The organism is Virgifigura deserti (genome assembly GCA_003576685.1).
GTDB classification, from domain to species: domain Bacteria; phylum Pseudomonadota; class Alphaproteobacteria; order Dongiales; family Dongiaceae; genus Virgifigura; species Virgifigura deserti.
On sequence record QOZR01000001.1, the window covers coordinates 1 to 12,265 of the forward strand.

Below are 12,265 nucleotides of genomic sequence, written 5' to 3' on the forward strand. Positions count from 1 at the left end.
CGAGCAGCGACCCGCCGAGCTCCGCTTGCTCGTCGGCGAGGATCACCCGGGCGCCGGCGCGGCCCGCGGCGAGCGCCGCCGCCAGACCGGCCGGCCCGCCGCCCACCACCAGCACGTCGCAATGCGCATGGGTCTTGTCGTAGTAGTCGGGATCGGTCTCCCGCGGCGCGCGGCCCAGGCCGGCGGCGCGCCGGATGACCGGCTCATAGACCTTCTGCCAGAAGTTCGCTGGCCACATGAAGGTCTTGTAGTAGAAGCCGGCGGGGAACAGGCGCGACAGCGCATGGTTGACGCCGCCGAGGTCGAACTCGACCGAAGGCCAGCAATTCACGCTGCTTGCGGTCAGACCTTCGAACAGCTCGACCTGGGTGGCGCGCAAATTGGGCTCGGTGCGGGCGCCGACGCCGAGCTGCACCAGCGCGTTCGGCTCCTCCGCGCCGGCGGTCAGGATGCCGCGCGGCCGGTGGTATTTGAAGCTGCGACCGACCAGTGCGATGCCGTTGGCAAGCAAGGCCGAGGCCAGCGTGTCGCCCTGATAGCCGTAATAGGCGCGGCCGTTGAACACGAAGCGCAGCGGCTTCGACCGGTCGATGCGGCCACCTTCCGGCAGCCGATGGGATTGCGCGGTCATCGTCGGAGCCCGCTACGGTTCGATTGCCGGCGGCGGATCGCCCATCTTATAGACGGCGCGAATCTCGTGGGTGACGGTGTGGCGGGCGACGTTGAACCAGCGGCGGCAGCCGCGCGCATGGTTCCAGCGCTCATAATGCCAGCCCTTCGGGTTCTTTCGCATGAACAGATAGTCCGCCCACTCGGCGTCGCTGAGCGAGTCCGGGTCGGCCGGCCGGGCGATGTGCCCCTCATGGCCATAGGAGAATTCGCTCTCCTCACGCGGTCCGCAGAATGGACAGGAAATCAAGAACATATCGCGTTATCCCGGTTTTTTAACCACAGAGGTGCAGAGGCACGGCATGGCATTCGGACGAGATCACCGGAACCGGCCTCATTTCAATGATCAGAGGTGTAACTTTTCTGCACATCTGCGGTCTTGTCGCATTTTCTTGAAGTAAAATATCAATGGGCAACGCCAGCGGCGCCATGTTCGTCGATCAGATAGCCCGAGGTGAAGCGCTCCAGGCCGAAGGGCGCGTTCAGCGGATGCGGCCGGTCCTGCGCGACCGTGTAGGCCATCACCCAGCCGGAGCCGGGCGTCGCCTTGAAGCCGCCGGTGCCCCAGCCGCAATTGAAGTAGAGGCCTTCGACCGGCATCTTGCCGATGATCGGGCTGGCGTCGGGGCAGGTGTCGACGATGCCCGCCCACTGGCGCAGCACGCGCAGCCGGCTGAAGATCGGGAACAGCTCGACCAGCGCGTTGAGCTGATGCTCGACGACGAGCGGGCTGCCGGTCTGGGCATAGGAGTTGTAGGCGTCGATGCCGGCGCCGAGCACTAGTTCCCCCTTGTCCGACTGGCTGACATAGACATGGACGGCGGGCGACATCACCACCGTGTCGAGCACCGGCTTCACCGGTTCCGAGACCAGCGCCTGCAGGGGATGACTCTCGATCGGCAGGCGGAAGCCGGCGAGGCCGGCCATCACGCCGGAATGGCCGGCGGTGACGCAGGCGACCTTCTTGGCGCCGATATAGCCCTTGGTCGTCTCGATGCCCTGCACCCGGCCGTTGGAGATGCGGAAACCGGTGACCTCGCAGTTCTGGATAATGTCGACACCGCGCGAATCGGCGCCCCGGGCATAGCCCCAGGCGACCGCATCATGCCGGGCGGTGCCGCCGCGCCGCTGCAGCGAGGCGCCGAGCACCGGATGCCGGGCCGTCGGCGAGCAGTTCAGGATCGGGCAGAAGGCCTTGATCTGCTCGACATTGAGGATCTCGGAATCGATGCCGTTGAGGCGGATCGCATTGATCCGGCGATGCAGCTCGCGCAGTTCATGCTGATTATGCGCGAGGTTCATGATCCCGCGCTGGCTGAACATCACGTTGAAATTCAGCTCCTGGCTCAACCCCTCCCACAGCTTCAGCGAATGCTCGTAGATCGCCGCGCTTTCGTCCCACAGATAATTGGAGCGAACGATGGTGGTGTTGCGGCCGGTGTTGCCGCCGCCGAGCCAACCCTTCTCGACCACCGCGACATTGGTGATGCCGTGCTCTTTGGCGAGGTAATAGGCGGTCGCGAGGCCATGCCCGCCGCCGCCGACAATGACGACGTCATACTCGCTCTTGGGCTCGGGGCTGCGCCAGGCCTGCCGCCAATCCTGATGATAGTTCAGGGCGTTGCGGGCAAGGCTGAAGATGGAATAGCGGGCTTTCATCGCTCGGATTCTTCTCTTGCGAGGCAGGCGGGAATCAGGCGCATCCTGACAGCCCGACGGGCCGGATTCAAGATTCGGCCAAGGTCCGGCCGCGCCTCTTCGGCCCGAATTCCTTCATGCGAAGGCGAGGTCGGCCCTGGGTGGTGGCCCGGGGCGAGGGCTTGTCCGATCGCTTGCCCGTTCGGTCTTCTCCGTCTCATTCCGGGGGAGCCGAACCCTTTTCGGGATGGCGCGGGGTCTAACGGATTTGCGTCGAATCCGCTGCTATATCAACGTCGCCCTTTTGTCAGCTCGCGACATGCTTTAAGGTGGCATGACAACGGGACACCATGCAGGTCGTCAAGCCATGTTCGGCACTAAGGCGGCGGAGCTTCCGCAAAAGATTGCGTTCCTTCTTGTTCCCAACTTCTCGATGATTGCCTTCACCTCGGCGGTCGAACCGCTGCGGATCGCCAATCGGGCGAGCGGGCAGCCGCTCTATGGCTGGCACCTGTTCTCGCCCGACGGTGGGCCGGTCACGGCGAGCAACGGCATCGTCCTCCATCCGGAGGGGGCGATGGAGAAGACGGCCGGCTTCGGCACGCTCATCCTGTGCAGCGGTGTGCAGGGCCATCTCCAGGGCACCAAGCCGCTGCTCGCTTGGCTGCGCCGCATGGACCGGCAAGGCGCCGATCTGGGCGCGCTCTGCACCGCCAGCCACATCCTGGCCCGCGCCGGGCTGCTCGACGGCTATCGCTGCACGGTCCACTGGGAAAACCTCGCCGGACTGATGGAGGATTTTCCCGAGCTGGACGTGACCTCCGAACTGTTCGAGATCGACCGCAACCGCTTCACCTGTGCCGGCGGCACGGCGGCGCTCGACATGATGCTGAACCTGATCACGCTGCAGCACGGCCACGAGCTGGCCGCCGCCGTCTCAGACCAGTTCATGCATGAGCGGATCCGCGACCGTCATGACCAGCAGCGCATGGCCCTGCCGGCCCGCCTCGGTGTGCGCCACCCGAAGCTAATAGCCGTGATCAAGCTGATGGAGCAGAATCTCGAGGAGCCGCTGACCCGGGGCGAGCTGGCCGCATCCGCCGGCCTGTCGAGCCGCCAGCTCGAGCGCCTGTTCCGGAAATATCTCAACCGCTCGCCGGCGCGCTATTATGTCGAGCTGCGTCTCAACCGGGCGCGGCTGCTTCTGCTGCAGACCAACATGTCGGTAATCGACGTGGCGCTGGCCTGCGGCTTCGTCTCGGCGTCGCACTTCTCGAAATGCTACCGCGACTTCTTCGGCAAGACGCCGCGCCGGGAACGCAACATCCCGTCGCAATCGCCGACGGCCGCCGAGATGCAGTCCCTAAGCGCGTAGTCTCCACCCCCTTGATTCGACAGTCCTAGCAGGGGATCCGATCCCCGCCGGAAGCCTCGTTCTTCCGCGCGCGGTCTTGGCCGGATCCGAAAACCGACGTCACACCTTGTGCGGCGGCTCGCAACGCTGTGTAGAGCGACGGCTCGGCCGGAGCGCGTAAAAATATTTTACATCTACATGGAAAACGGAGGTGAGAAGATGCTCGCTCGCGACGATTATTATGGTTAATTTCTTATGAATTTTACATTTGGTGGGCGGGTATGTTCTAAAACATTGAAATAGAATGAACTATATTTCTGGCACGCGATTTGCTTATTGCTTGCGGGGGCTAGTTAACGGGACGTTCGGTCCAAATCTCTAGCGACAGGCGAGGAACTATGAAACTCAAAGGAATTCTAGCCGCGGCGGTCTTCCTGGCGTTTGCCGCTGGGCCACTCGCCGAAGCGAATGCCGTGACCATCAATCACCTCGGCAACTTCGGCGACAATGACGATCTTGCAAGCGTCAATATCGCGCTTTCCGGCCTCGGCAAGCCGGCAACCAATTATCTGGGCAAGCAGGATTGCGACAACGATCTCTGCTCGAGCACGACGCCTGATGATGGCGGTGATCTCAATTCCGATCTCTTCTCGATCGACGTCACCCTTTTAAAGGAAGACGAAGAAGCGATTGGAGGAACCTGGACATTCGACGGGTTCACGGATGGCGATCTGACCTGGTTCGTTCAGTATTTCACCGTGAAGGCAGGCTCCGGCTTCGCTTTGTACGAGATTATCGAGCCGATCAGCTCGGGAACTATCGCTTGGGACACGAGCGATCTCGACAACAAGGGCCTCTCGCATATCAGCTGGTTCGGTTTCTCGGAAGATGAGCCGACGACCGAGGTTTCGGAGCCGGGTATCCTGGCGCTGCTTGGTGCGGGGCTCTTGGCGATCGGTGCACTGCACCGTCGCCGAGTTGCGTAGCGAAGACCTGATCAGAAAAGAAGCGGGGGCGGCCGCAGCGCCGCCCTTGTTTTTTGCGTGATTGGCGGGACAGTGCGAGCGTGCCGAAGGCCCTATTTCGCGTATTCGAACGGTGGCCGCGCGAAGATCCGCCGCACCATCGGCTCGAACGCCTCGAGCGGCAGGGTATCGTAGTTGGGGTCGAACGAGGTCTGGTCCCACTTCTCGCAGAACGCGGCGGTCCGCTCGAACATCGGGTGGCCGCGGAACTGCTCCCGTGCGTTGCGGTCGGCGCCGAGATGGTGCCAGAAAAAATAGCCCTGGAAGATCGCGTGGTTCTTCACCAGCCAGTGATTGTCGACCGAGATGTAGGGCTTCAGGATGCCGGCGGCGATGTCGGCATGGTTCTCCGGCGCCAGGATGTCGCCGACGTCGTGGAGCAGCGCGACCACGACCGTCTCCTCGTCGGCGCCGTCGCGCAGCGCGCGGGTGGCGGTCTGCAACGAGTGCTGGTAGCGGTCGATCTTGTAACCTATCCGGTCGCCGCCGAGCCGCTTCAGCATGACGAACACCTCATCCGGCAGAGCCTCGGTATGGCCTCGATATTTCCGGTCGAGGAGCTGGTAATCCTCGTAGGTTCCTTCATCCATGCGGGTGAAGCTGACGGTCTCTTCCATGATCGGCCTCCGGTCCGGATGGGTCGCGAGCGGCGCATCATAGACACCGTCCGGCGAATCCGGCAAGCGCCGCACCCCGCGCGCCCTCACGTAATCTGCAGGCGGGCCGCAGGCGGGCAGGGGGCCGATCGGCTCACAGCAGAAATACGCCGTTCGCGATAGGCGAGAAGAGCATCGTGCCGAGGATCACCTCGACCTTGTCGCCGCTCCGCGTCAGCGGCAGATGCAAGCCCTCCAACTCGAGACGCTCCTTCTGCCAGAGCATGCTGCCGGTGAAGCCGAGCGGCGCCTGCTCGGCGACGATCTTTTCATAGATCGCGCGGAACAGTCCCTCATAGCGGCCATAGCCGCATTCGCCCAACCGCTTTCCGGTATTGTCACGCCCTTCCATCGCGACGACCCCCGTGCCGACGAGGCGAAAGCGAAAATCCGTCGGGTCTTCCAGGACGTCGAGGAGGAACAGATGGGGGACAAGCCGCGAGTCACATTCAAGGAGGGGATCGATGTCGAGCCGACTCGGAACCGCTCCGTCCCGTTGCTTGCTGCGCCAAAGGTCGTAGAGGGCCTGCAGGCGAGGCGAGGATGGTCGAGATGAGTCGAGTTCGATCTGGAGTTTGGTCCAGCTGCGCTGCACGTGATCCACGCTCCTTCGCGCCATGTCTGCGGGGCTCCCGACAAACGAAACCCCGGCCCAGATCCTGGCGACGGTTAATCGCGGAAAGAGGCTACCAGTACATCGAACTGTCCAGGGGAATCAAAATATTTGATTTTACTTAAAGATCACGACTACATTTTGTGTTTAGCGGTCGAGTTAACCTTTTCTATCGGTGCAGGACAGCGCGTCGCGGAGGGCTTCGTTAACATGGAGGCGCCGATTCTCGCCGAAGCCGTCGCGGCCCATGGGCTGATGCTTCGAGGCGGCTTTCATCCGGATGCCGGGGACGGCGTTCCGCCGCTCGGCGACGGCCGGCCGGCGGGAACCGTTATTCTGGTCGGCAATGCCGGCCCGGCGATGTGGCGGGCCTTCACTGAGGCCCGCATTACCGGACCGCATCCCCTTGATCGCTGGACGAGACGGATTCTGGCCGACATCGCCCGGGCGCATGGAGCGATGCCGCTATTTCCGTTCGATGGGCCACCCTATCTGCCGTTCCAGCGCTGGGCGATGCGGGCCGAGCCCGTGGCGTCGTCGCCCCTGGGGATGCTGATCCATCCCGATTACGGCCTATGGCATGCTTATCGCGGCGCGCTGTCGTTCGCGGAGCGGCTTGCCCTGCCGCCGCCGGACCGGCGTCCGAGCCCCTGCGAGAGCTGTGCCGACCGTCCTTGCCTTGGAACTTGTCCGGTCGGCGCCTTCACCATGACAGGCATGACGGTCGGCACGGGGACCGGCTACGATACCGCGGCCTGCCGCGGCCATATCGCCCGGCCGGCCGGGGCGGACTGCATGGGCGAAGGCTGCCGGGCGCGCCGCGCCTGTCCGATCGGGCAGGCTTACCGGCATGCGCCGGATCAAGCGGAATTCCACATGCGGGCCTTTCTCGCCAGCCGCCGCCGACATACGGCCTGATGCGACCTGGGCTTGGCGACGGCGACGGGAGGGCGTTCGGCAGTTCTTTACCGGAGTGCCTTATCGTTCACGCTCGCTGGCTTGGCGTTCATAGGGCGATCATATGGATCGGAGCATGGCGGGAACCATTCTGCTGATCGTCCATAGCGCAAATCGCGAGGGCCGCGTGCAGCCCCTGCTGAACTCCAAAGGCTATGAGGTGGAGTGGCGCTGTCCAGCCGATGGGGAGGGCCTGCCGGCCAACCCCGGACGCTACGCGGGGGTGATCGTGTTCGGCGGCGTGCAGAGTGCGAACGACGCGCCAGCCACGCCGTTCCTGACACAGGAGATCGATTGGATCCATGACTATGTCGCCGCCGGTGGGCGCTATCTCGGCATCTGCCTTGGTGGCCAGCTCCTCGCCCGCGCACTCGGTGCCCGGGTGGCTCCCCACCTGCAGGGGCTGAACGAGATCGGCTATTTCCCGATCACGCCCGCACCCGCCGGGCGGGACCTCATTCCCGACCCGCTGCATGTCTATCACTGGCATCAGGAGGGGTTCGAGCTGCCCGAGGGGGCCGAGCTTCTGGCAGCGGGCAAGACCTTTCCCAACCAGGCGTTCCGCCACGGACGCTCGGCCTACGGCTTCCAGTTTCATCCCGAGGTCACCCCGGCGGTAGTCCGGCGTTGGCTCGAGTCCTCGCCGAACCATCTCACGCGGCCGGGCGCGCAGCCGCGCGAAATGCAGCTTGCCTATCTAGAGCGGTTCGATCGCCCGCTGCATGCCTGGTTCGATCGCTTCCTCGACTATTGGCTACGGTCATAGCCCGCATGCTCTCGAGCAGCGGCGAAGTGGCGCCAGCTCCCGGTTGTTACGGTAACGTACTGATTTAACGCGCCAATATCGCGAATTCGCGCCCGATCTTTACCGCTTGTTAAAGGCGGTTCCGTTAAGTTAAGAGGACAACCAAGCTCACAGGAAGGGGGCTGCCATGCGTTTTCGATTGGGTCTTACCCTGTTTTCGGCCGCTATTCTCTCTGGCGCCGCCTATGCCGACAAGGCAGCCGCCGCGCCCGCCGAATCCACCATTCAGCTCCAGGCGGTCGTCGCCGAGGGGGCGAAGCCGATGAGCGATCCTCTGGACTGGATCGTGACGCGGCTTTCCGACAGGAGCGGGGTGCCGGGCGAGGTGATCATCACCAAGACCGCGGTTGCGCCGAAGCTGTCGCTCGCGCCGGGGCGCTACGTCATCTCCGCGAGACGCGGCGAGGCCAAGGCGTACGATAAGATCACCGTCGGCTCGGCCGACGCGACCCATGTGCTCAATCTCGATGCCGGGTTCATGAGTCTCAGCATGATCCCGCATGCCGGTGCGCCGACGGTGACGGGCAACATCACCTGGGAGGTCTATCGCTATGCGAAGGGGCAAGGGGTCGACGAAACCCGCAAGATCGCGACCGCGGTCGCGCCGTCGCAGCAGTTTCTCCTGCCGGCGGGCTACTACACGGTCCGCGCGCGCTATAACGGGACCTTCGCCGACACCGTTCTTTCGGTTGCCGCCGGTCATCAGTTCAACTACACGCTGAACCTCTATGCCGGCAATGTCGGCCTGTCGGCGGTTTCCGACGAGGGTGCGCTGGACGACGACGTGACCTGGCAGATCGTCCGTGCCACGCCCGACCGGGACGGCAAGCATACGGTGGTCGCGAAGGCGGTCGATGCGGCGCCGAAGCTCATGCTTCGCGAAGGCAACTACATCATCCAGGCCCGGTCCGGTGACCTTTCCGGCGAAGCGCCGCTCAACATCAAGGCCGGCAACATGCAGAACATCAAGGTCAAGCTGACGGCGATCGACGGCTAAAGTCGCACGCACAGCGGACCGACAACTCATAAATGCCCGGGCTCGTCCCGGGCATTTTGCTTGCGGTCGAGCATCCCATCACGTCCGCTTCACGGTTCCGCGAGCGCCGTTGCGGGCGGACCGACGCCTCCCAACATCAAGAGCGAAACAGGAGGCTTCTCATGAAACAGCGATGGATCCTGTCGCTCGCTTTTGCCGCGCTGATCGGCAGCTCCGCAGCGCTGGCCCAGGGTGCGGAGGATGAACTCGGGACCGCCGTCTTCGCCGGCGGGTGTTTCTGGTGCGTGGAAGAGGCGTTCGACAAGGTCGAAGGCGTGGTGGAAACGACCTCCGGCTATACGGGCGGCACGGTTGAAGACCCAACCTATCAGCAGGTCTCGGCCGGCGGCACGGGGCACGCCGAGGCAGTGCAGGTGCGCTACGATCCGGCCGAGGTCGGCTATGCCGAGCTGCTTAATGTCTTCTGGCACAACGTCGATCCGTTCGACGCGGGCGGCCAGTTCTGCGACCGGGGCAGCTCCTATCGCAGCGCCATCTTCGTCGCGACGGACGAGCAGAAGCGGCTTGCCGAAGCCTCTAGGCAAGAACTCGCCGACCGCTTCGACCGGCCGGTCGCCACCGAGATCGTGCCGGCGGATGCGTTCTATCCGGCGGAGGACTACCACCAGAATTATCACGACCAGAACCCGCTGCGTTACAAGTTCTACAAATGGAACTGCGGACGGGCGCAGCGGTTGGAGGAGATCTGGGGCGAGCCGACGAGTTCCTAGCGGCCCACTCTCCTTGGAGGGGCGACCTGATGGCCGATCCTTCGACTCGACCGCTTCGCAGCTGACTTAGACTCAGGACTCATTAATTCAGCCAGAAGATGACGGTTGCGGCGATGCAGATAGCGGACATGAAGGTATGGGCGCATCGGTCGTAACGTGTGTGGATGCGTCTCCAGTCCTTAAGTTTTCCAAACATGTTCTCGATCCTGTGACGCTGGCGGTAGAGCGCTTTGTCGTGGGGGATTGGACTCTTGCGATTGGCCTTTGACGGCATGCAGGCGGTGATGCCGCGCTCGGTCAGAGCAGCGCGGAACCAGTCGGCATCGTAGCCTCGGTCGCCCAGCAGCGCCTTGGCCCTGGGCAATGCGTTGATCATCAGCGCAGCGCCCTTATAGTCGCTCATCTGCCCTTCACTGAGCAGCATGATAAGTGGCCGGCCTTTGGCGTCGCAGACGGCGTGGAGCTCGGAGTTCAGACCGCCTTTGGTGCGTCCGATACATCGGGGTACAGCCCCCTTTTGAGCAGGCTGGCTGCCGTGCGGTGCGCCTTCAGGTGAGTGGCGTCGATCATCAACTGATTGGGCCTGCCTCCCTTCGCTGCCAGTGCCGCGAAAATCTTGTTGGACACGCCCATTCGGCTCCAGCGGATGAAGCGATTCTAGATCGTCTTCGGCAGGCCGTAAGCTACTGGCGCGTCTCGCCAGCGCAAACCGTTTTTGATGACGTAGGCAATCCCGCTGATGACCCGGCGATCGTCGACCCGCGGCACCCCGTATGACAATGGGAAATATGGCTCAATCCGGCGCATCTGCGCCTCCGACAACCAGATCACGTCACTCATGGCAACGCCTCCTCGGGCTGCCATTGAATCAACTAGGACCATCTCCGCAAGCGATTTAGTTTGCCAAATGGAAAACTTTCATCAATAGTTCTCCACATGGAGAACTATCAGTCATCTCTTGATTCAGCCTTCCACGCTCTCGCCGATCCCACCAGACGGGCAGTCGTCAGCCGACTCACGAAGGGCCCCGCACGGGTCAAGGAACTGGCGGAGCCCTTCGATATGGGACTGCCGTCCTTCATGAAACACCTCCGGGTCCTTGAGAAAGACGGTCTGATCAGTTCCGAAAAGGTCGGCCGCGTCCGCATCTGCCGGATCAATACCGAGAGGCTGGCGGCCGCCGAGGCCTGGCTCTCCGAGCAACGTGAGCTTTGGCAGGCGAGAACGGATCGGCTTGCTGACTATGTCGAAACCCAAATGTCTAGGAGCTTTGAAGATGCCGGCTGAAGAATCCGAACTGACCATTGCGCGTTTCATCAAGGCGCCGCCAGCCGTCGTCTGGAAAGCATGGAGCACGCCCGAGCACTTGGCGAAATGGTGGATACCCGACCCCATCGAATGCAAGGTAATCAAGCTGGACCTCCGCCCGGGCGGCGGATTTGAGACGCGAATGCGTGAGGGCGGCGGCGAATTTCAACCACATGTCGAAGGCTGCTTCCTAGAGATCGTTCCTGAAGCCCGCCTGGTCTTCACGACGGTCCTGACGGAGGGTTGGCAGCCGACCGAACCCTGGCTGGCATTGACCGCAATCATAACATTTGCGCCAGAAGGAAGCGGTACCCGATACTCGGCCCGCGTCCTGCACAAAAATGCTGCAGACTCCCGAAAGCATGAAGACATGGGGTTCCACGATGGCTGGGGGACCACGATTGAGCAACTCGCGGCATTTGTCGAGCGAATGGGTTGAACCGGCGACCAGCTCGCGTACAGCACGTCAGGCTGCATAATGCAATTGGGCTCAAAGTGATCATAGCCATTCTGCTGATTTAACGGGTCCTGGCCTTAGGATGAGGACCGGATTCATGAACGCCGAATGCGATCCTCTTGTGCCCCGGCCGGCAACAGGGCGAGGACCCGGTGAAGGGTCCCCGCCGCTGGTGCGGACCCGTTCTCAGAAGGCCGGCAGGAAGGCGCCGCCGAAGTTGTTGTCGATGAAATCGCGGATCTCGGGCGACTGGAAAGCCGCCACCAGCTCACGGACGAACGGCTTGTCCTTGTCCTCCGCGCGCACGGCGATGAGGTTGTTGTAGGGATTGTTCTCCGTGCTTTCGATCGCGACGGCGTCGGTGCGCGGGTTGAGGCCCGCCTCGCGCGCGTAGTTGGTGTTGATTACCGCGGCGTCGAGGTCGGCGAGGCTGCGCGCCAGCTGGGCCGCATCGAGCTCCTGGATCTCCAGCTCCTTCGGGTTCTTGACGATGTCGATCACCGACGGTGTGATGCCGACGCCCGGCGCCAGCGTGATGAGCCCCTGCGCCTCGAGCAGCAGCAGCCCGCGGCCGCCATTGCTCGGATCGTTGGGAATGCCGATCACGGCGCCGGTCTGGAGCTCGTCGACGCTCTTCACCCGGCTCGAATAGAGCCCGATCGGCGTCACGAAGGTCGTGCCGACGGAGACGATCTCGTACCCGTGCGTCTCGACCTGGCTGTCGAGATAGGGTTTGTGCTGAAAGGCGTTGGCGTCGAGGTCGCCGGCGTTCAGCGCCTCGTTGGGCAGCACATAGTCGCTGAACACGATGAGTTCGAGCTCGAGCCCTCTCTCCGCCGCGACCTTCTGCACCTCTTCCCAAATCACCTCCTCGTCCCCGGACATGATGCCGACCTTCAGCGGCTCCGCCGCCGGCGCCGTCGCGCCGAAGCTCAGGACGGCGAGCGCCGCGAAGAGAAGGCTCGACCACTTGGATTTCATGACACACCTCTATTGTTAGCGGCATACGGCCAGCG

General features: G+C 63.1%; 14 protein-coding genes and 1 pseudogene. 8 read left to right on the top strand and 7 right to left on the bottom strand.

Going from position 1 to position 12,265, the window contains the following annotated elements; all coding sequences use genetic code 11:
• From DT069_RS00005 to DT069_RS00015, 3 genes are all read right to left on the bottom strand, one after another.
• Window positions 1-631: 2Fe-2S iron-sulfur cluster-binding protein (locus tag DT069_RS00005; protein ID WP_119458229.1), on the bottom strand; the 631-nt coding region annotated here is incomplete at its 3' end.
• A 12-nt stretch (window positions 632-643) separates the two neighbouring features.
• Window positions 644-925, bottom strand: a complete 282-nt coding sequence (locus DT069_RS00010) for a sarcosine oxidase subunit delta (RefSeq protein WP_119458230.1) — start codon at window positions 923-925, stop codon at window positions 644-646.
• Window positions 926-1,074: 149 nt separating this feature from the next.
• On the bottom strand, window positions 1,075-2,328 hold the full coding sequence (locus tag DT069_RS00015) for a sarcosine oxidase subunit beta family protein (RefSeq protein ID WP_119458231.1): 1,254 nt from the start codon (window positions 2,326-2,328) through the stop codon (window positions 1,075-1,077).
• A 346-nt stretch (window positions 2,329-2,674) separates the two neighbouring features.
• On the opposite strand from DT069_RS00015, the gene DT069_RS00020 reads away from it, so the two are divergent.
• Entirely contained in the window at window positions 2,675-3,682 is a 1,008-nt protein-coding gene (locus DT069_RS00020) for a GlxA family transcriptional regulator (RefSeq protein WP_119458232.1), read from the top strand.
• A 377-nt stretch (window positions 3,683-4,059) separates the two neighbouring features.
• Window positions 4,060-4,647: a PEP-CTERM sorting domain-containing protein gene (locus DT069_RS00025; protein WP_119458233.1), complete on the top strand. Its 588-nt coding sequence runs from the start codon at window positions 4,060-4,062 to the stop codon at window positions 4,645-4,647.
• A gap of 92 nt (window positions 4,648-4,739) precedes the next feature.
• Here DT069_RS00025 and DT069_RS00030 read toward each other — a convergent pair whose 3' ends face one another.
• A complete protein-coding gene (locus tag DT069_RS00030; RefSeq protein WP_119458836.1) occupies window positions 4,740-5,303 on the bottom strand; it encodes an HD domain-containing protein in 564 nt (187 codons plus the stop codon).
• 133 nt (window positions 5,304-5,436) lie between these two features.
• Window positions 5,437-5,961 carry a PAS domain-containing protein gene (locus DT069_RS00035; protein ID WP_119458234.1) on the bottom strand — a complete coding sequence of 175 codons (525 nt, stop codon included), beginning with the start codon at window positions 5,959-5,961 and terminating at the stop codon, window positions 5,437-5,439.
• A 204-nt stretch (window positions 5,962-6,165) separates the two neighbouring features.
• Here DT069_RS00035 and DT069_RS00040 point away from each other — a divergent pair, with 204 nt between their 5' ends.
• The 4 genes from DT069_RS00040 (at window position 6,166) to msrA (ending at window position 9,484) form a co-directional block, all read left to right on the top strand.
• The gene (locus DT069_RS00040) at window positions 6,166-6,873 is read left to right on the top strand and encodes a hypothetical protein (protein WP_119458235.1); all 708 of its coding nucleotides are present in this window, start codon (window positions 6,166-6,168) and stop codon (window positions 6,871-6,873) included.
• A 115-nt stretch (window positions 6,874-6,988) separates the two neighbouring features.
• The gene (locus DT069_RS00045) at window positions 6,989-7,678 is read left to right on the top strand and encodes a glutamine amidotransferase-related protein (RefSeq protein ID WP_162912886.1); all 690 of its coding nucleotides are present in this window, start codon (window positions 6,989-6,991) and stop codon (window positions 7,676-7,678) included.
• A gap of 166 nt (window positions 7,679-7,844) precedes the next feature.
• Window positions 7,845-8,714: a hypothetical protein gene (locus tag DT069_RS00050; protein WP_119458237.1), complete on the top strand. Its 870-nt coding sequence runs from the start codon at window positions 7,845-7,847 to the stop codon at window positions 8,712-8,714.
• A 161-nt stretch (window positions 8,715-8,875) separates the two neighbouring features.
• A complete protein-coding gene (msrA, locus tag DT069_RS00055) occupies window positions 8,876-9,484 on the top strand; it encodes a peptide-methionine (S)-S-oxide reductase MsrA (RefSeq protein ID WP_119458238.1) in 609 nt (202 codons plus the stop codon).
• Window positions 9,485-9,566: 82 nt separating this feature from the next.
• On the opposite strand, the pseudogene DT069_RS00060 reads toward msrA, so the two are convergent.
• Window positions 9,567-10,324: pseudogene (locus DT069_RS00060) on the bottom strand (IS5 family transposase).
• Between the two features lie 96 nt (window positions 10,325-10,420).
• On the opposite strand from DT069_RS00060, the gene DT069_RS00065 reads away from it, so the two are divergent.
• Entirely contained in the window at window positions 10,421-10,771 is a 351-nt protein-coding gene (locus DT069_RS00065) for an ArsR/SmtB family transcription factor (protein ID WP_119458239.1), read from the top strand.
• A complete protein-coding gene (locus DT069_RS00070; RefSeq protein ID WP_119458240.1) occupies window positions 10,761-11,231 on the top strand; it encodes an SRPBCC family protein in 471 nt (156 codons plus the stop codon). Before DT069_RS00065 ends, DT069_RS00070 begins: the two co-directional genes overlap by 11 nt.
• Before the next feature lie 204 nt (window positions 11,232-11,435).
• Here the strand turns inward: DT069_RS00070 and DT069_RS00075 are convergent, their stop codons facing one another.
• Window positions 11,436-12,230, bottom strand: coding sequence for a MetQ/NlpA family ABC transporter substrate-binding protein (locus DT069_RS00075; RefSeq protein ID WP_119458241.1), 795 nt, complete (start codon window positions 12,228-12,230; stop codon window positions 11,436-11,438).
• Between the last annotated feature and the right edge of the window lie 35 nt (window positions 12,231-12,265).